The 21,523-nt window shown below is 39.6% G+C and carries 11 protein-coding genes; 9 read left to right on the top strand and 2 right to left on the bottom strand.

Annotated features, from left to right (window positions below):
• Nucleotides 1-222 precede the first annotated feature (222 nt).
• A complete protein-coding gene (locus I6E85_RS05160; RefSeq protein ID WP_024590478.1) occupies nt 223-2,901 on the bottom strand; it encodes a CHASE domain-containing protein in 2,679 nt (892 codons plus the stop codon).
• Nucleotides 2,902-3,559: 658 nt separating this feature from the next.
• On the opposite strand from I6E85_RS05160, the gene I6E85_RS05155 reads away from it, so the two are divergent.
• On the top strand, nt 3,560-4,885 hold the full coding sequence (locus I6E85_RS05155) for an OprD family outer membrane porin (protein WP_024590477.1): 1,326 nt from the start codon (nt 3,560-3,562) through the stop codon (nt 4,883-4,885).
• 105 nt (nt 4,886-4,990) lie between these two features.
• On the top strand, nt 4,991-5,860 hold the full coding sequence (locus I6E85_RS05150; RefSeq protein WP_024590476.1) for an alpha/beta fold hydrolase: 870 nt from the start codon (nt 4,991-4,993) through the stop codon (nt 5,858-5,860).
• Between the two features lie 68 nt (nt 5,861-5,928).
• Here I6E85_RS05150 and I6E85_RS05145 read toward each other — a convergent pair whose 3' ends face one another.
• Nucleotides 5,929-6,318 (bottom strand): DUF2750 domain-containing protein, encoded by a 390-nt coding sequence (locus tag I6E85_RS05145; RefSeq protein ID WP_007585609.1) that lies wholly within the window; start codon nt 6,316-6,318, stop codon nt 5,929-5,931.
• 238 nt (nt 6,319-6,556) lie between these two features.
• Between I6E85_RS05145 and I6E85_RS05140 the strand changes: the two genes are divergently transcribed.
• The 7 genes from I6E85_RS05140 (at nt 6,557) to recD (ending at nt 21,507) form a co-directional block, all read left to right on the top strand.
• On the top strand, nt 6,557-7,600 hold the full coding sequence (locus I6E85_RS05140) for an alkene reductase (RefSeq protein WP_101216168.1): 1,044 nt from the start codon (nt 6,557-6,559) through the stop codon (nt 7,598-7,600).
• Between the two features lie 202 nt (nt 7,601-7,802).
• The gene (locus tag I6E85_RS05135) at nt 7,803-10,172 is read left to right on the top strand and encodes a TonB-dependent receptor (RefSeq protein ID WP_024590474.1); all 2,370 of its coding nucleotides are present in this window, start codon (nt 7,803-7,805) and stop codon (nt 10,170-10,172) included.
• A 73-nt stretch (nt 10,173-10,245) separates the two neighbouring features.
• A complete protein-coding gene (locus I6E85_RS05130; protein ID WP_024590473.1) occupies nt 10,246-11,373 on the top strand; it encodes an alkaline phosphatase family protein in 1,128 nt (375 codons plus the stop codon).
• Entirely contained in the window at nt 11,370-12,431 is a 1,062-nt protein-coding gene (locus I6E85_RS05125; protein ID WP_197236675.1) for an alkaline phosphatase D family protein, read from the top strand. Before I6E85_RS05130 ends, I6E85_RS05125 begins: the two co-directional genes overlap by 4 nt.
• Nucleotides 12,432-12,591: 160 nt before the next feature.
• On the top strand, nt 12,592-15,891 hold the full coding sequence (gene recC / locus I6E85_RS05120) for an exodeoxyribonuclease V subunit gamma (RefSeq protein ID WP_197236674.1): 3,300 nt from the start codon (nt 12,592-12,594) through the stop codon (nt 15,889-15,891).
• The gene (recB, locus tag I6E85_RS05115) at nt 15,878-19,456 is read left to right on the top strand and encodes an exodeoxyribonuclease V subunit beta (protein WP_197236673.1); all 3,579 of its coding nucleotides are present in this window, start codon (nt 15,878-15,880) and stop codon (nt 19,454-19,456) included. The genes recC and recB overlap by 14 nt, the downstream gene beginning before the upstream one ends.
• Nucleotides 19,453-21,507, top strand: a complete 2,055-nt coding sequence (gene recD, locus I6E85_RS05110) for an exodeoxyribonuclease V subunit alpha (protein ID WP_024590469.1) — start codon at nt 19,453-19,455, stop codon at nt 21,505-21,507. The genes recB and recD overlap by 4 nt, the downstream gene beginning before the upstream one ends.
• Nucleotides 21,508-21,523 lie beyond the last annotated feature (16 nt).

The following is a 21,523-nucleotide window of genomic DNA, read 5'->3' as shown; positions in this document are numbered from 1 at the left end:
GTTGAGGGTGTTCAGAATTTTGTGGCAGTCATGGTTATTTTTAAAGATAAATAGCTTTTAGTATACCTATTAGTATTCCTTTATTTTATTTTTAAAGGTATTATTTTTTATAAACAATGGTTTATTGGCTTTCTATGAATCCCTCTCCCCCATTATTCTTAGAGCCCAGTTACTAATATCGAAAGGTATTAGTAACTGGGTTTTTTAATGCCTTCGCAATGACTAACTATTAACTAAATAGAGTGTTGATAACATGCCGACAAGCTCATGTTTTTCAATTGGCTTTGAAACGTAACCATCAAATAACTGCCTGTATATTTCTTTTTGCTCTGTAAAAACATTAGCGGTTAACGCGATAACAATTTGTTCGTTATTAAGCGCCTTAATTTTTTTACATGCCTGAAGACCATCCATTTTAGGCATTTGAATGTCCATAAAAATAATGTCTGGCTTGTGTGACTCGTATAATGAGATTGCTTCTAAACCATTGTTAGCAATAATAATGGTGGCTTTTGTAGGCTCAAGCATCGCAGATGCAACAAGCTGATTTATTTTATTATCTTCAGCTAATAAAATAGTTTTTCCAGATAGGTCAGGAAGCTCAACATTTTTTGTTATTAATGTGCTTTCATCAATCTGTGCTTGTTTTAATGGTAAGTACACATAAAACTGACTACCTGAATCTAATTGGCTTGTTACTTTAATTTCGCCATTCATTAAACCTATTAATGATTTAGTAATAGGTAAACCAAGACCTGTACCGCCATATTCACGCGTAGTTGATTGCTCTGCTTGTTCAAAGCGCTCAAACAATCGCTCTATAGCCTGCTCAGAAATTCCAATTCCGGTGTCTGATATACAACAACATATTTTGTTTTCGTCGGTTAGCCTAAACGTTACTGTAACGCCACCTTGCGAGGTAAACTTAATCGCATTAGATATTAAGTTTAAAAATATCTGTCTGAGTCTAACGGGGTCGCCTACCCAATACTTATGCTCAATATTAATTATAAATTTGAGATATATATTTTTATCACTGGCTTGCAGGCCAAGATCAGACTCTAAGTGGTGAATAAGTTCAAAAAGGTCGAATGATTTATATTCTAATGAAAGCTTCCCAGCTTCAATTTTAGAAAAGTCGAGGATATCATTAATAATAGTGGTGAGTGAGCGGGTCGAATAAAGTGATTTTTTTAAATACTCTTTTGATTTTTCATTCAATGGCTGCTCTTGCAGTAACTGTAATGTACCTAGTATGCCGTTCATAGGTGTGCGTATTTCGTGACTCATATTTGCTAAAAATTCAGATTTAGCTTGTGATGCCTGTTCAGCTAATTCTTTAGCATGTCCGAGAGCTTGTTCGTGATTAATTTGTTCGGTCAAATCGTATGCTACACCCAAATAGCCAACAATTTCATTTTCGTTATTTAATAAAGAGGTGACACTTATATTAACTTGTATGTGCTCGCCTGTAGAAGAAATGTATGTCCACTGATTGATATCAGGCTCTGTAGCCGTTGCTTTTAAGATAAACACTTCAAAACCAGGGAAAACAGGTTCATTTAACTCTGCACTAAGCTGTTTGGCTTTTTTTATAATTTCTTCTTTTAAATGAAAAATACCCGGATTTTCAATTCCAATAACGTCTTGCGCTTTATAGCCTAATAACTTTTCAGAGGCGGGATTAAACAAAGTAATTAAGCCATTTATGTCGGTCGCAATAATAGAGTAACTGGCACTGTTTAAAATACTTTGTTGAAGCATACTTATATCGGCAATTTCTTTAGTACGTAATTTTACTTCTTTTTCTAATTTTAAATTTGTTTGCTGCAGCATATGCTTATTTTGTTTAGCTTTGATAATTCTTCGCTGTGTTCTTTGTGCTCTACGATAAAAAAACAGCTGAATTATTAAAGTTATAAACATACAAATAAGGGTATAAAAAACACCATTGACAATAGCTTGATATTTACTCGGTAAGTGTAGTGATTCAATAAATGTGTCTGAAGCACTAAGTGTGATTTCCCATGTTCTTCCCATCACTTTAATTACTTTATTTAACTGATAATCAGCCGTGTTGCTTTTAATGCCGTAGCTAAAAAAGTCAGTTTTAACGTTGTTACTTATGTCGCTAATGACTAACTTATTTTCATCAGCTTGGGAAAGAGAGTCTAAAATATTGTTTATTAATAAAGGGGAGTAAGTCCATCCAATTAATTGCTCTAAACGCTGGATTTTATCAGTTGGAATAATAATATTTTTATAAACTGGTAGTAAAATTAAAAAGCCTTGTTTCGATTTGTTATCCGCTTGGATTAAAGTAATAGGCGCTGATAATTGAACTTGGTTATTAATTGCAGAGTTTAATGCTGCTTTTTTACGTGTACTTTCCGATGCAATATCGAGTCCTAGAGCCCGTGAATTACTTTGCTCAGGAAATATATACTGAATAATAAAGTGCTCATCACTTTCGTTAGCTAGTTTATTTAGTTTGAATATTTGGTTAGGTCGATCGGATTTTGCAGTTTTTAAGAATTGAGCTAAGTTTTCGGCATTCACTTTTCTTATAAAACCAATACCATTTGCTCCAGGGAATTCTTGGGCGTAGTTACGACTGTTAGAGTAATTAGAAATTGTTTGGTAGCTTAAATTATTAACGCCAATGCCGTGTATAAATCCTTTTAAACCGTATAGCCCATATTTATACAAGTCGAATCTGCTAGTAACGCCTGTTGAGAGTGAAGAAAGGCGGTTGTTGAGGGCTTCATTTATTTTGTTATTAACAGCATCTTGATGTGCAGCGTGGGCAAAGTAAGTTAATACAACACCACTGATGAAAAAAATAGCATGAGTAAGCACCGAGATTAATAACCTTTTACTAACCGGTCGTCCTGAAAACATTAACTCATCCTTTATTATTAATATACTGACAGTATATCTATTTTATCATCGAAATAAATATAGCACTTATTATTCAGGATACAACTTTGTTATTAATTAGAATATATATATTTTATAAAGGTTTAGAGTGGATGTAATATAAAAAGTTGATTTTACTCACCAAGTTAAGACGAACATGTATATAAATATAATAATTTTTATGTTCTTTGCTACTTTATAGCGAACAACAAAAGTATTAGCTAAAGGTGCTGGTTTTTATATTAATCGATTTTTTAGTAGATATTAGGTGCTCAAAAAACAACGGATAGCTTTTAGTTTTTGCTCATAACTTTACTTTGGTAAGTTTAAATCAAGTAAAATTCAATTAATATTATGATGTTTTTTTAAATAAAATTAGCGACTTAGATACGAGTGAGCAAGAGGTAATCTTTACCTACTTTTACAATTCATCCGAAACAAAACAAACTCTTAATATTTTATAATATAGAAATTAAAACATTATAAATTTATATTGTTCTATATTTACTAGCATGAAAGAAAACGTGATTACTTAAAATGTAATTACCTTATGACATGTTTGCCGTGTAGGTCGAAAAAATACACGCTGCTATGCACTGCACAGTGAAAACTTAAAAAAAACAAGGTAACGGAGATAACTATGGCTCACCGAGTATCTAAATTACTTGCGGCAACAGGCGCAGTATTAACATGTATTTCTATTCCTTCGTATGCCGCTCTTAATGGGCTGACAGAACAAGATGAATTTAATATAAAACTTAGATCAATTTATTTTGACCGTGACTACGATAACGACGCAAGTGACGATTCAACTTTTGCTCAAGGTATAGAGCTCAATTACACATCGGGTTATATAAACGATTTAGTGAGTGTGGGTGTATCGACTTACACCGTGATGGATATTAATTCTACGGGTTCAGCCGCAGGTAATATTTTACCAGCGGGTAATGAGAGCGGTGGAGTTGACGATAGCTTTTCTAAATTTGGTCAATATTTTTTAGATTTTAAATTGGGCAACAACGGTCACGTTAAAGTGGGCGGGCAAAAAACCAAAAGTATGTTGCTTAAAAGCTCTGGGAGCCGGGCTATTCCTAATACTTTTAGAGGTGTTTTTGGTGATTACAAAATTGGCAACACTAAATTATACGGTTACGTTTACGACAAATGGAGCCGTCGACACGATGATAGATGGGAAGACTTTTCTACCGATCAATCGGCAACAGGCGCCATTAACGTAATTTGGGGCGTAGGTGCTACGCATAAAAAAGACAATCTAATATTAGAGGCTGAATATTTAAATTCTCACAATTATCTAAGTAAAATGGGATTAAAAATCAGTTACGACATTAAACTTGAGCAAAGTAAGTTAACCCTTTCAACTGGCATATTTACCTCACAAGATGATGGTGATTTATTTGTAACAGGCGCAGAGGGCGGCGATTTAGATGATGAAGATGCAACTGGCGCTTTAACAGGTTTAACTAAAAGTGAAAACGATGGATTTGCCTATTACTTAGATGCTGATTGGAAAAAAGATATTTGGAGTGTAGGTGCGGCATTTACTAAAGTAAGTGATGCTTGGATTGAAGATAATTTCAGTGGCGACCATGGTACAAACCCATTTCCAACTCGCTCATTGATTGGTGCCGATTTAACAAATCAAAACGAGGTAACGTGGCAGGCACGTTTTGGTATTGATTTAAAAGCAGTATCGCCAGGTTTAACAACAAAGTTTTACTACACAAGCGGTAGCGATGCTGAAAACTCTGCGCTGGGTAAGTTAGCTGGCACAGCTGACGAAAAATATTGGGCTGTAGATACGCGCTATAAAGTTGAGAAAATAAAAGGCTTAAGTTTGCGCTGGTTATTTGTAGATTATACAACCGAAAAGTTAGGCAGTGTTGATGGTGTTAAAGGCGACAGAGCCGACCACCGAGTTTATGTAGATTACACTATTAAATTTTAAAATAACGTTTAATAAGCCAATGCAAATTATACATTGGTTTTATTTCCTTTTTTAATTACCTTTATGATAAAACTAACAAATAAATAATAAAAATAAAGCTAATATATGTTTTCTCTTCAACAGTGGCAATCACAGGGTCAATTTACTCAAATTAGTGGCCATCAAATTTTTACTAAAACAGCTGGCGATATAAGTAAGCCTGCGCTGCTTTTGATACATGGCTTTCCAAGTGCTAGCTGGGATTGGGAAGGTATGTGGCAAACGCTTAGTGAACATTATTTTGTAATTACGCTCGATATGCTAGGTTTTGGTTTGTCAGATAAACCAATAAACGCTACTTATAAAATTACCGAACAAGCCGACTTATATACTCAATTTTTAAAAACGTTAAATATTAATGACGTACATATTTTAGCTCATGACTATGGCGATACAGTGGCTCAAGAGTTATTAGCAAGGCAAGTACATAATCAAAGTGCCATAACGATCAATAGTGTTTGCTTTTTAAATGGTGGACTGTTTCCAGAAGTGCACAAACCATTATTTATACAAAAGCTTTTACTTTCAAAGCTAGGTTGGATAGTGCCAAAATTAATGAATAAACAAAAATTTGGCAATAATCTACTTACTATTTTTGGTAAGAGTACACCGCCTTCAAAACAAGTGGTAGACACACTTTGGGAGCTGCTAATTTATAAAGATGGCTTAGCCGTAATGCCCAAACTCATTAGTTATATAAAGCAGAGGCAGCAAAACCGAGAACGCTGGGTTGGTGCCATCATAAATAGCAATATACCACTTACGTTTATAGCAGGCGCAGAAGACCCCATCTCTGGTAAGTACATGATTGAGCATTATAAAAAGCTTATTCCCAATGCGCGCGTACAAGAGTTTGTAGAGCTTGGGCATTATCCGCAAGTAGAAAATCCAGATGCAATTACGCAGGCTTATTTGAATTTTAGATATTGCAAATGAAAACGCGGCTACTAAATTAAGTGCCGCGTTTATAAATTTTAGAACTCTGAGTATTTGGTCTCTGAGCCTTAATATTTTTGCTTTGGCGCTTTTAATTGTTTTTCAAACTCATCTGAAAACAATATCGTGCCATCATCTTCCTCTGTAGGGAAGGCAGCAATAAGTAAGTCATCTTCCTCAAGACCCGGTGTCCAGCGACTAAACCAGTCAGCAAGTGGGATTGCTTTAGCGCTGCAGCCAGCCCATTCGCCAGTTGCCCATGCTTCTGCAAATTCACGAGTTGGCCAAACTGGCACACAGTCGTCATCTTCGTTGGCAAGCATAACGCAGCCATCATCATCGTTTAAAATCCATACTTGCTTGAACTGTTGTACGGTTTCGAACATATAGGCTAGGCGTTTTTTTGCTCCAAGTCCTAAAATTACTGCGTGTTCTTCGCTTAAATTTGGCGTTGTCATAATTAGCTCACTCTTAATTACTATTGATATTAATATATCTAAATTATATGCACACAAGTATAATTTAGATATATGACAGAGTGTTGAAAAGTTGCTATTTAATTTCAGCAATGCAGATCTAATTTGTAGATTGATCAGTATAATTTCTCACTAATTTGAGCGATCATTCAAAAATAAACTTGAATGTTTGCAAAAAGGCCACATTGTAGTAAGCATATACTTAATGAAGGATTGAAAAATGACAACTGATCTACTTGCTCCGTTTAAATTAAATAACACGATTGAGCTTAAAAACCGCGTACTTATGGCGCCACTAACACGATGCATGGCTGATGATAACTTAGTGCCAACACAAGATATGGTTGAATATTATGCTCGCCGTGCCGAAACCGGTTTAATTATTAGCGAAGCAACTATTATTCGTCCAGACGGACAAGGTTACCCAAATACTCCGGGTTTATTTACCAGCGAGCAAATTCAAGGTTGGAAAAAAGTAACTGACGCTGTGCACGCTAATGGCGGCAAAATGTTTGCACAACTTTGGCATGTTGGCCGTGTTGCACACCCTCACTTTTTTGATGGCGATGTACTTGCTCCATCGGCAATTGGCGTTGAAGGTTCTGTTCCTCGTATGCGTGAGCTTACATACATAACACCAAAAGCAGCCACTACTGATGATATTAAAAGTCTAGTTGCTGATTTCGCAAAAGCTGCTGAAAATGCAATTGAAGCGGGTTTTGATGGGGTAGAGATTCACGGTGCTAACGGTTATTTAGTTGACCAATTTTTACATTACGCTGCAAATACACGCAGCGACGAGTACGGGCAAACGCCTGAAAATATGTCGCGTTTTGCACTAGAAGTAACCGATGCGGTTATTGCAGCTGTAGGCAGTGATCGTACTGCACTTAGATTAACACCGGGTGCTTACTTTAATATGAGCGAAGATAGCCGCGATAAAGCGGTATTTGATTACTTATTAACAGAACTTGAAAGCAGAGAATTAGCGTACTTACACGGCGGTATTTTTGACGACAGCATGCGCTTTGACTCGCTTGAAGGCAAAAGCATCTCTGAATTTTTACGTGCAGGCTACAAAGGTACATTAGTAGGCGTAGGTAGTTATAGTTTTGAGTCAGCAAAAGAGGCTATTAACGATGCTAAGTTTGACTTAATCGCTATTGGTCGCCCACTTATTGCAAACCCAGATTACATTAGCAAAATTGCAAACGGTGAAGAGTTAGTACCATACAGCGATGAAATGCTAGCTGAATTGAAATAAATTACTATTTGTAATAAGTTCTAGAAAATAATTAAGACACCCAAAGTTAAACCTTTGGGTGTCTTTTTTTGTACATATTCCCGCCATAAATCTTCCATATTTGTTTAATTTTTATGTAAATAAAGTTCATCCTCGTTGTCATATTTAAAATTCATACTGTCCGCGTTTTCATATTTCATAATTAAAATCAAACGGGACAACAATGTACGCTTTAAAAAACAAATCGCTTTTGAGCATGGCAATTGCCATGGCGGTATCAACATCTACTTATGCTAACGACAACACCATAGAAGAAGTAACCGTGGTTGCTAAACCAACCAGCTACGCTAACAATGTTATTGAGCCTGCAATGCTTGAGCAACAAAGTTCGGTATCGAGCATATTATCGGTTATTGATAACTTACCAGGTATTAGCATAAATGAAGGTGATGCATTTGGTGGCGACGATTGGTCTACTACAATCACCATGCGTGGTTTTAGTATTGATGGGAACCAACAACAATTAGGTATGACCGTTGATGGCATTCCCAATGGTGGCTCTAATTATGGCGGTGGTGCTAAAGCTAACCGTTACCTAGATAGCGAAAACCTGGCAACGGTTGAAGTTGGTCAAGGTACGTCTGATATTAAGTCGGCTTCACTTGAAGCACTAGGCGGGACATTTAACTTTGTAAGTAAAGACCCAAGCCTTGAAAAAGGCACTACCTTTGCTTATACCTCAGGCAGCCACGATGCCACGCGTTATTACTTTAGACACGAAACAGGCACTGTTTTTGATAACACACAAGCGTACGTAAGTTACTCGCAAACAGATACAAGCCGCTGGATTGGTTCTGGCAGTAATGGGGGTAAAGACAACCAACACGCTGAGCTTAAGTTTGTATCTAATTTTAACGACTTAACACTTACTGGTCGTTTATCTTACGATGATGTAAGCGAGACAAACTATAACAGCGTAAGCCTTGAGCAGTTTGAACAAACACCCGATTGGGATCAGCTAACATGGAATTGGACGGGAGTTCCGCACTTTGACCAAATGTTTGCAGAAGGTTGGGGGACGCTCCGTGAAAATACCTTAGGCTATTTAAAATTTGAATATGCGATTTCGCCAACTTCATTATTAACCGTCAGCCCTTATTACCATAAAAATTCAGGTCGTGGCGATTGGATCCCACCTTACTTAACAACGCCCGTTGATGAAAATGGCGACCCAACAACCGAGGGCGGTACTAATGCAGGCTCTTATGGTTTTGCTGATAGTGAAGGCAATCCGCTTGCACCAAATGCCGATTGTACGCAAAGTTTGAGCTGGCCATGGGAGTCGGGTCCTGGTTTAAATCCTGCGTGTTACGATGCAACAGCAACGCCGGTTATGTCTTACCGCCATACGCATTACAACAAAGATCGCTTAGGTGTAACGGCAAATTACCAAGCTACATTTGGTGATCACGATATAGAAGCGGGCTTTTGGTATGAGCAAAGCGAGCGTGACGAGTCGCGTGATTGGCACAAAGTAATTGATGCGCGTATTTATCATCACTTTGATAGCACGCCTTACTGGACACAATACAAAAACACTTTTGATACCGATACATTCAAATGGTACCTACAAGACTCGATTAATTTTGGTGACTTAACATTAAATATTGGTGCAAAACAGTATTTAGTTGAATTACAAAAGTACGACCACTTTGCTAACGAAAGATCAGATAAAGTAGATAGCGACTCAGACGTGTTATTTAGCGGGGGTGTATTGTATCAGCTAAATAACAGCACAGAATTATTTGCCAGTTACAGCGAGAATTTTTCCGCAATAAAAGACGGTGTGCTTGAGCGAGACAGCTCAACACTTACAAACATAGAGCCAGAAACTGCCGACAATATCGACTTTGGTGTACGTTACCAAGCCGACAGATTAACCCTTACAGCAACGGCTTACAGTGTTAAGTTTGATAATCGCATTACCTTTATTGCCCCTGGTAGTGGCACAGACGGCATTGATTACACGATTGGTACAAATGGCTCGTACGTAAATGTAGGAGGCATTGACTCAAATGGGCTCGAGCTTGCAGCAAGCTATATGTTAACACCGAGCTGGAGCGTGTACTCGTCGTATACTAATAGCAGTTCTGAGTATTCATCCGATGATCCAAATGCATACGATTCACAGGGCGTAATATTAAAAGACGAAAGTGGTAATGAGGTAGCACCAAGCTTTAGAAAAGGCGACAGCATAATAGATTCATCAGAGGATTTATTTGTGGTATCTACCGATTACTTTAGCGATGGCTTTCGTGTTGGTTTATCGGCTAAATACACCGGTGAGCGCTTAGGCGCATGGCAAGACGAAGACACTCGCACGCGTAATAAAGTAGACGGCTACACCGTACTTGATTTTAATGCAGGTTATTCAACTGACGTAGATGCAGGCCCGTTTAAAGCCATTGACGTATCGTTTGTTGTTTATAACGTTACTGACAAAAGCTACTTAGCAGGTGGTACCGGTAACGGCGCTACTTATTACATTGGTGCGCCTCGCACCGCAGCAGTTACATTTACCGCTGACTTTTAATTAGGTTTTAGTAATTGAATTAAAATAAAGCCCATCATTGATGGGCTTTATTATATGAAAGGGCGCAAACGCGATGAAAACAATTATAAAAGTAATACTATTTAGCTTAAGTGTATTAGCGAGCAACTTTGCAACAGCAGCGCAAAATGTAGTGCTGATAACGCTTGACGGAGTACGCTGGCAAGAAGTATTTAATGGGGCTGATAATAGCTTAATTAATAATACTGATTTTGTTGAAAAGCCTGAGCATTTAAAGACCCAATTTTGGGCAAAAACAGCAAATGAGCGCCAGCAATTACTTATGCCTTTTTTAACGCAAGTAGTGGCTAAACAAGGCGTAATTATTGGCGATAGGACTAACGGCTCTACTATGTCGGTAAGTAACCCGTGGTATTTTTCATACCCTGGTTATAACGAAATACTCACCGGTGAAGTTGACGAAAATATAAATAGTAACAACAAAGTGCTCAACCCAAATAAAACTATTTTAGAGCGTTTAGATAATTTACCTGAGTTTAAAGGTAGCACAGCCTTATTTGGTAGTTGGGATGTATTCCCATACATTGTAAATACTAAGCGCAGTAACGTGTATGTAAATGCAGGTTTTATGTCAATTGAAGAGAATTTATTCACCGATGCGCCGCTGTTAAATGCGCTACAAAATGAAATTCCCAGTCCTTGGTATAACGTACGACTAGATAGTTTTACATATCGCTTTGCTAAAGCGTATATGTTGGCTAAAAAGCCTAAGTTGTTAGTAATAAGTTTAGGCGAAACCGATGACTTTGCGCATGATGGTCATTACGATCAATACCTTAAATCGGCAAGGCAAAGTGACGCCTTTATAAAAGACTTATGGGCAACCATTCAAACTACAGCGGGTTATAAAAATAACACCACACTAATTATTACTACTGATCACGGCCGTGGCAATAAGGCCAATGATTGGCAACATCACAGCTCTAAACGTGCACTTGCTGAACTAGAGTTAGGTGAAAATACCTACCCAGAAGGAATTGTTGGCTCTGAACATATTTGGCTTGCAGCCATTGGCCCCGCAATAAAAGGACGTGGCTTAATTAAAACTAAAAATGAGCTTAAACAAGCGCAAATAGCGGCTACCGTTTTAAAGGCTCTTGGGCAGAACCCAAATGAAATAAATTCAAATATGGCGCCTGCTATTAGCGAGATTTTAAAATGAAGAACCTATTAAAACCATTAACCCTATCTGCCTTGGTGCTGAGTTTGGTTATTAGCGCAAGTGTTACTGCTGCGCCATCTAAAATCCTGTTTGGTTCGTGTGGGCATCAAGATAAAAAAATACCCATATTTAATGCAATTAACAAAGAGCAGGGGGATTTGTTTATATTTTTGGGTGATAATATTTACGGCGATACCAACGATATGGATGTACTTGCCGATAAATACCAACGTTTAGGGGCAAAGGCTGGTTTTAAAACGTTGAAAGCGCAAACGCCTATTATTGCTATGTGGGATGACCACGATTATGGTCAAAACGATGCAGGTAAAGAGTATCCGCATAAAGAGCAATCACGCCAAATTATGCTTAATTTTTGGGATGAACCTGCAAACTCAGCGCGTCGCACTCGTCCTGATGGAATTTATACCTCGTACATGTATGGTGAAAATGAGCAAACCATACAAGTAATAATGCCTGATTTACGTTGGAACCGTGATGCGCTAAACCATGTAGGTGAGCTTGAATACTACACTAAGCGTAAGTTAAATAACCAAGGCCCGTATAGTCCAAGTCATGTTAAAGGCGCATCAATGCTAGGTGAAGCCCAGTGGCAATGGCTTGAACAAGAGCTTAAAAAGCCTGCTGCAATAAAATTGATTGCCTCAAGCTTACAGCTTTTACCCGATTTTACAGGTTGGGAGTCATGGGCAAACTTTCCTGAAGATAGAAACCGTTTATTTGCATTGATTAAAAAGCATAAGGTAAATGGGGTAGTGATCATCAGCGGCGATACGCACTGGGGTGAAATATCAAAGTATCAGCAAAACCTTGATTACCCATTAATTGAGATGACCAGCTCTGGCTTAACTGAAAAGTGGAAAGATGTAAGCCCTAACAAACACCGAGTAGGGAATTTTACTCATAACGTAAATTATGGTGATTTAAGCATAGACTGGCAGCAAATTGACCCCACTATTTCACTTAAATTAAAAGGCATTGATGGCGAAGTAATAATGCAAAGTGACTTTAGTTTATCAAGTATTAGCCCTTATAAATAAACTCACTACTACGCACAGTATATAAAATAGATGCTGTGCGTATAAAATCTGTAAGTTAGTTCTTAACTCTCTGATTTATTAGAGCCAATTACCCGTTTGCGCTACCCCTAATATTGAAAATATCTTACACTGGTTTTATCTCAAGCAAGGTCAGTGCTATATGCTAAATATTATTCAATCAAACCGGATGGAAGCCCTGCAAGCGCAGTTCCACCAGCTATTAAAAATAAACCCATTGCAAAGTCCGTTCGACAAAGAGGTGGTGCTAGTGCAATCGCCGGGTATGTCGCAGTGGTTAAAAATAGGTTTGAGCGAAAACTTAGGGGTCGCAGCGCAGGTAGATTTTCCGCTGCCGTCGAGCTTTATTTGGCAGTTGTATCAGCAATTACTGCCAAATGTCCCTAAAGAGTCGGCGTTTAATAAACCTAACCTTGCTTGGAAACTGTTCGCAATTTTACCAATCTGCATTGATGAACCGCTGTATTTGCCGCTAAAAACTTATTTAGAGGGCGATATAGACGGGCAAAAAACCTTTGCACTGTGCGAAAAAATAGCCGATGTGTACGACCAATATTTAATGTACCGACCGCACTGGATAGCCACATGGGATAGCGGCAAAGATGAGCTTGATGACGTAGATGTAACCATTGCCCCATGGCAGCCTGACTTATGGCGACGCATTGTAAAACTAAGCCAAGAACTTGGGCAAAGCCAATTTCATCGCGCTAACATGCAAGGGCAATTACTTGCTGCACTTGAGACTATGGATAATAGCTTACTGCCACAACGCATTAGTTTATTTGGTATATCGGCGATTGCCAGCTCCCAGCTAGACGTATTTGAAGCGCTGAGTAAAAAAACCGAGGTTATATTATTCTTTTTTAACCCGAGTGAGCATTACTGGGGCGATATTATAGATGAAAAAACAGCAGCTAAAATAAGCGCTAAATACGCTAAAATGCCGCTGGTGGAAGCGCAACAAAAAAAACACACCAACCCAGATGAAGAATACTACTTTATAGGTAATCCGTTGTTATCGTCGTGGGGTAAATTAGGTCGCGACTATTTTGAGCAACTCGTACAGTTAGATGCCCGTTGGATTGATGGTTTTATTGATGTGTTTGACGACACCTTACTAGGGCAAGTACAAAGCGAGATTTATCAGCTTGCGTTTAAAGGTGAATCGCTGACCGATAACAAAGAGTGGTTTATAAACGACGAAGGTAAATTACCAATCAGCGCAACCGACACCAGCATTACGCTCAGCGATTGCCATACACCGCTCAGAGAAGTTGAGCGCTTGCACGACTACTTACTTAACTTATTTAATCAAAACCCAGCGCTTACCCCCAAAGACATAATTGTCATGATGCCCGATGTAGGCACTTACAGCCCTTACATTGAAGCCGTATTTGGCGGGGCACAAGGCAGCCGCTTTATTCCTTACGCATTGGCCGATTTAGCCATAGAGCAAGAAAAGCCTGTCCTTAGCTCATTTGCGAGTTTAGCTAACTTACCGTTTTCGCGCTTTGGTGTGTCGGATATTCTCGATTTATTACAAGTTACGCAAATAGCCGAAAAATTTGGGCTTGAAGCGCACGAATACGAGCAAATTCAATACTGGCTAGAACGTGTTGGGGTTAAATGGGGTATAAACGCAGCGCATAAAAGCAGCTTTGATTTACCCGCTATCGATTTAAATACCTGGCAACACGGGCTCAACCGTTTATTGCTTGGCATTGCCATGCGCGACGAACAATGCCCGTTTAACGGTATTTACAGCGCTGATGAAGTAGAAGGCATGGCGCTTGATACACTCAACAAGCTCGTGCACTTTATTGATGTACTGCAAAGCTTTAAAGAGCAGCTAACGCCTGATGACACGCTCACTAATAAAGCGCATATTTTAAGCGAGCTATTAAACGCCATATACGAAAGTGAAAGCGACGACAGCTGGGATTTATTAGTACTTCAAAACGTGCTCGAAGAGTTACAAAAACACCACGAAAACGGCGATTACAGCAAAGCTGTTTCGCAGCGTATTGTTAGTTACTTAGTTAAACAAGGCATTCAAGAAAAAGGCGTAGGGCAGCGGTTTTTGGTTGGGCAAGTAAACTTTTGTACGCTTATGCCCATGCGCGCCGTACCATTTAAAGTGGTATGCATGCTGGGCTTAAACGATGCTGACTACCCGCGTAACGTACAACCCATTGGTTTTGACTTAGTGCCTTATTCTAAAAAGCAAAAAGGTGACCGATCACGTAAATTAGATGACCGCTACTTATTTTTAGAAGCGCTACTGAGTGCCCGCGACAACTTATACATGAGTTACATTGGTCGCTCGTGTTTTGATAACCAACCGCGCATGCCATCAACGCTTGTAAGTGAGCTGTTAGAATATATTGGCCGTAGTTTTGTATTAAACGAAAAGAGTGAAAAAACGCTGCCCGCATGTCTAATCAATCAGCAGCATTTACAGCCCTTTAATAGCCATTATTATTTAGCCGATGAGCAAGCTAATACTGTGCTGAGTAACCACAGTTACAACCCAATTTGGCTGCCAAGTGAGTCAATTAAACCAGAGCCAGTTATTGCACTTGATGTGACTGTGCCAGAGCAGCTAGATCTCGATGTGTTTATTAGAAGTGTGTGCAGCGCACAAGAGAGCTTTTATCAGCAAACATTAGGTTTACGCCTGCCACAATTTAACGAAGTAGCAAAAGACGAAGAACCATTTAGCCTAGATGCACTGCGCCGTTATTTTTACCTTGATGAAATACTTAAAGCCAATATAAACGAGCAACCACTGAGTACCGAGCAAATACTGCAGCGGGGTGAGTTACCTCAAGCCAATGTAGGCAGCCTCATATTTGAAAGTATGGAGCACCGAGTTGACGCGCTTGCAGGGCAAGTAAAAGAGCACATTAAAGGCGGGAAAAGTGAGCCGATAGAAGTTTTGCTTACCATTGAAGGCACCAAAATAGAGGGCTGGCTAAATCATGTTTATTTGCAAAAACAAGTGTTTTATCGCAGCGCCAGTATTAAAGCGAAAGATTTAATTAAAGGCTTTATTTATCACCTTGCAGCGCAAAGTATGGATCAACAAGTAGAAACATTGTTACTTGGGCTTGATAAGCAAATTACCTTTGCGCCCATAAGCAAAGCCGATGCCGATGCACTATTAGCCGATTGGTTTGAGTTATACAAAGCGCTGCGCGCAGAGCCTGTGCCGTTTTTTCCGGTAAGTGGTTATGAGTACGTTAAAAGCGGCGGCGATATAACAAAAGCAATGAGCAAATTTAGCCCGCAATACATAGGGCGAGGCGAGGGCGAAAATCCGTATATTCGCTTAACGGTGCAATCGCTAAACGATTGCCAAGACGAATTTATAAAATGGAGTGATAAATTGCTCACGCCTTTATTTGAACACGCAAAGGAGAGTGACCATGCAAGCGCTTAATCCTCTTACTATGCCGCTCATTGGTCAAAGTTTAATAGAAGCCAGTGCGGGTACTGGTAAAACTTATACAATTACGGGACTGTATTTACGCTACTTACTAGGTATGCAAATAGAAGGTGAGTTAAATACGCCGCTCAGTGTTGAGCAAATTTTGGTAGTAACCTTTACCGACGCTGCCACCCAAGAAATTAAAGACCGCGTGCGCAGCCGAATTATTGCTGCACGCGACGCACTGCTTGGGCAAAACCCAAACGACGAACTCATCGAAGGCGTAATTGCCAAAATTGACGATAAACACCGCGCGTTTGATTTACTCGATGCAGCTGCTAAATCAATGGACGAAGCCGCTATTTTTACTATTCATGGCTTTTGTCAGCGGATGCTAAAACAACATGCGTTTGAGTCGGGTGTGGCGTTTAATCTCGAATTTATTTTAGATGAGCGCGACATATTACTCGAAACCATTAAAGATTTTTGGCGTGCGTTTGTATACCCACTTAACAAAGAACGCACCGATGCTATTTTAGATGTATTTGCCGCACCCGAGGCTTTATTCGCTCAAGTGGCGAGCATTTTAAACAAAGCTAATGCGCACATTACGCCACAAATAAAATTAGACGATGTATGGAAGGCGCGTGATGAGTACATAACCCGTGTACCTGCATTTAAAAAAGCGGTGTTAGAGCAAGAGTTTATAGGTGCTATAAAAGGCTCGGGTTTAAGCGGGTCTAAAACGCCAGCACGAAAAGGCAGCCTTGGTGCGCTTGAGGCATTTTGTTTAGGCGGTGATTTGTTTTTTGAATTTGGCACTAGCAAGTATTCGTTTGAAGTGTGGAGTACAGAAAGCCTAAGCGATGCAGGCAACTATAAAAAAAATCAGCCATTATTTGTGCATCCATTGCTGAGTCAATTTGACGAGCTTGCCGCCCTTAATAACACCATAAACCAAGGGCTCAAAATAGCAGTTATACAACATGCAGCACGCTGGGTAAAAGCTGCAATAGTTAAGCGCAAGCAAGAGCAAAGCGTGATCACCCCAGATGACTTACTGACCAATTTACACAGTGCGCTTAATAACGAGCAAGGCGACGTACTGGCGCAAAAAATTGCGCAGTTGTTTCCGGTTGCCATGATTGATGAGTTCCAGGATACCGATCCGATTCAGTACGGTATTTTTAGTAAAATTTATGGGCAACAAAATACCACGCTTGCCATGATAGGCGACCCTAAACAGGCTATTTATGGCTTTAGGGGCGCGGATATTTTTACGTATATTGGCGCAAAAGAGGCAGTACAGACTGATCAGCAATTTACGCTGGGTACTAACTTTCGCTCAAGCACCGATATAGTAAATAGCGTTAATAGTTTATTTGGCAAACACGCTAACAGCTTTATTTATAACGACGCCATACCGTTTAACGCAGTAGCTGCTAAAGGTAAAAAAGCGGATGACTCTTTTTTAATTGATGGCAAACCCGCGACCGCATTCGAATTTAATGTATTTGTAGATGAAGCCGCCGATGAAAAAAACAAACCAACTAACAAAGGTGTAGGGCAAGCGCATTTAGCCACTCACTTTGCTAATAAAATAGTGACCCTGCTTGAAAAAGCAAAACAAGGGGACGCGTGCATTGGCAGTACCCCTGTAAGCGCTGCCGATATTTGTATATTAGTGCGCGACCGTGTTGAAGCGCAAATAATGAAAAAAGCGCTTAGCGAAGCCAAAATAGCCAGCGTGTATTTATCGCGAGAAAGCGTTTTTAGCCAAGAGCTTAGTCATCACCTACTTAACTTTTTAACAGCGCTGCATGGACAATATGATGAGTCATTGCTGCGCGGTGTTTTAGCTGGTCCATTATTTTGTTTAAGTTATAACGAAATACATGCACTCGCCGATGATGAAAATAAATGGCAAGAGCATTTAAACTTTTTTGCTCAACTTAGCCACATTTGGAACAAGCAAGGCGCTATGGCAATGCTTGAGCGCTTAATGAGCCATAACCAGCTTAGCGCTAAATGGCAAGGATTGGGATATAACGTTGAGCGTTGGCTGACTGACTTTAGGCATTTGGGCGAAATACTTCAGCAAAAACAAATAGAGCTTGAAGGCACGCTGCGTTTACTGCGATGGTTTGCACAAAAGGTAAGCCAACAAGACGGTGAAACAGTACAAGTGCGCCTAGAAAGTGACGCCAACTTAGTTAAAATTGTCACTATGCATGCCTCAAAGGGGCTTGAATACCCACTGGTATTTATGCCGTTTGCTAGTGGCTATCGCGAAACAAAAGAAGCGCTTTATCACAATAACGGCAAGCTAGTTTACGATTTAAGTAAAGACGAAGATGCCCTTCAAAAAGCAGAGCAAGAGCGCTTAGCTGAAGATTTACGCCTGCTGTATGTAGCACTTACTCGCGCTGTGCATTTTTGTGCGCTTGGTGTTTATAACATTGGGCAAGGGCAAAGTAGCCGCTTAGCAATGCAAAGTAGTGCACTAGGGCATGTTTTATTTGCAGGGCTTGAGCTTGCCAGTAGCCAAACATGGCGCACGCATTTAAGTGAGTTTTGCGACGCTAATAGCGCGATGAGCTATCAGCAATTTACCTCGCAAACGTTATTAGAACAGGGAAAGCTTTGTTTTAGTAATAGTAAAATTGCGCAGCAAACATTAAGTGTTAATAGAGTAACGGCAAATATTGAGCGTAACTGGCGAGCAACCAGCTTTAGTGCGTTGAGCTTTAAAAAGCACAGCGACCAATTAGCCCCAGGGCGAAGTGATGAAGATCACGAAAAAGACGAGTTTGCAGTGCAAGAGGACGAACTGCCATCACCTTATAGTTTTCCTAAAGGGCCAAAGCCGGGTAGCTGTTTGCATGAAATATTTGAACAAATAGATTTTATTAGCCCAATAGTTCACCCAACTAATACCGAGCAAAACTTATCTGAGGTAGTTAAGCGCAGTCTTGAAAAGTACCACATAGGTGAGCAATGGCGAGAAGTGGCTGAAAAGTGGGTACTCGATGTTCTTGCGTGCCCCCTAGATAAAAGCTCTCTAGAAAACAGCCTTCTTTCATTGGGTGTGCTTACACCCAATGATTGCCTAGTCGAAATGGAATTTAATTTACCCCTTGAGAGCTTAAGTGCACCTAAGCTAAACGAAATGCTGGTGAAACATTTTGGCTTTACGCAAAGTAAGCTTGAATTTTCACAAGTAAAAGGCTTGTTAAAAGGCTTCGTCGATTTAATATTTTGCTACCAAGGTAAATATTATATTTTAGATTATAAGTCTAATTATTTAGGCAGTACACCAGCTGATTACGAAGGCGATATGCTTGAGCAAGCGATGAGCAGTCATCAGTATCATTTACAGTATTTAATCTACACGGTAGCGCTGCATCGTTTATTAAAACAACGTATAGCTGATTACTCGATAGAAACCCATTTAGGCGGCGTGTATTACACGTTTTTACGTGGAATGCCGACAGGGCAAGGCGTGTACTTTAAAAAGCTAACTGAAGAACAAGTGATTATTTTAGATGGCTTATTTAGCCAAGGAGCTATGCTATGAGCGATTTAAATGAGCAACCTGGCTTGTTTGACGATATAGACGAGACACTTAATAACGAAGCCGCAGAGCCTCTTACTTTAAAAAATGTAGCACAAGATGCCCCATTAGAGGACATTGTGTTAAATAATACGATTACCGAAGTCCCGTTACTTGAGTATTTATTAGCGCAAAACCGACTGCGTGTAGTTGATGTTAAACTCGCAGAATTACTGTGTGCTAATGACATTGAGAAAACTCACAATGAACTGTTTTATATTATTTTATTGCTGTGCTTATCGCAGCAAAGCCAGCATAGCTGCCTAACCTTAAGTGAAGTTGATTGGAGTAATCCTTTTAATTTGCGCAAAAGCGACTTTAATAAACTCGATGGCAATGTACCCAGTACGCTAAGCCCGTTTAGTGATGATTTTAACGTACATACGGCGCTTAATTATTTACAAAGCCATGAAAGCGTGGGCGAAAATAAACCACTGCAGCTGTTTAACGAGCGACTTTATTTTGCGCGCCTTGCCGGTTATGAGCAAACACTCGCGGATAGACTATTAAGCATGAGCGAGCGAAAGCTCAATATTAATAATGAAGTATTGGCTGAACTTTTAAATACCTATTTTCCTGCTGATTCAACAATTGAAACTGATTGGCAAAAAGTGGCGTGTGCGATTGCCGCCACCAAAGGCTTTAGTGTGATCACGGGTGGGCCTGGCACAGGTAAAACCACTACAGTGACTAAGTTGTTGGCTATTTTACAGTCACTTTATGAAACAGCACCCCTTAGCATTAAACTTGTGGCCCCTACAGGTAAAGCCGCTGCACGCTTGAGTGAGTCAGTCTTAGGTGCTAAAAATAAACTAACAATTATTCCTGATAATATTAAAACGCTGATACCACAAAACGCTCAAACTATTCATCGCTTATTGGGCGTAAAACCGTTTACTAATAAATTTAGGCATAACAAAAGCAATCCGCTGCATTTAGATGTACTAATTATTGATGAAGCCAGTATGGTCGATTTATCGCTGATGGCTAAATTAATAGAAGCACTGCCCGCGCACGCGCGATTAATACTCCTAGGTGATAAAGATCAGCTTGCCTCGGTAGATACCGGCAGTGTAATGAGCGATTTATGCCAAGGTTTAACACTTGGGCAAACGCCAAGCTACTCGCAAGCACGTTGTGATGAGCTAAATAGTTTATGTTTTAATAATAAACCTAAACTCGTATCGCAAAGCGTGAGTGAATTTAAACTTGCAGATTGCATTGCCTTTTTACAGCACAGTTATCGATTTGACGCACAAAGCGGTATTGGTCAACTAGCACTTGCGGTAAACACCAATAACACCGGTATTTTAAATTACGTAGAGCAAGAAAGTAGTGAAGGGCGTTTTAACGATGTAATTTTAGATTACGACTTTGTAGCAAAACCGATTGAAAAGCTCGTTAAAAGTGCAGCAAGTCATTATGCAAAATACCTTAACTTAATAGCCCAAGGTGCAGATGTTGCACAGGTGCATACTGCTTTTGCTAGTTATCAGCTTTTAGCTGCAGTGCGAGAGGGCGATTACGGCGTTAATAGCTTAAATCAACGAATAGAGCGCGTGTTGCAACAGCAAGGTTTAATTACCGTAAGTCCTAATACTCACCACTACACGGGTATGCCTATTATGGTGAGCCAAAACGATTATCAACTTAAGTTATTTAACGGTGATATTGGTATTTTAATGCCCGATGAAAGTAATCAGCTCAAAGCCATATTTATTGACGAGCAAGGTAATCAACGAGCATTTTCGCCAGCACGACTCCCTGCACACGATAAAGTATATGTAATGACTATTCATAAATCACAAGGCTCAGAGTTTAGCTACACAGCCATGGTACTGCCACCGCTAAAACAAGCGCGCATGGGTATTAACAGGCAATTAGTGTATACGGGAATAACCCGCGCTAAAAATAAGTTTGAGCTGGTGGCTGACAAAAAAGTACTGCAATTAGCAATGAATAAAAGCGTATCGAGAGCGTCTGGATTGTATGAAAGATTAAAGTTTGAGAATTAAAGGTTCTGCTGGGACA

This window comes from Pseudoalteromonas sp. NZS71 (genome assembly GCF_015864715.1).
GTDB classification, from domain to species: Bacteria; Pseudomonadota; Gammaproteobacteria; order Enterobacterales; family Alteromonadaceae; genus Pseudoalteromonas; species Pseudoalteromonas arctica.
The sequence above is the reverse complement of the archived record's forward strand: the minus strand, read 5'-3'. Positions and strand labels throughout refer to the sequence as shown.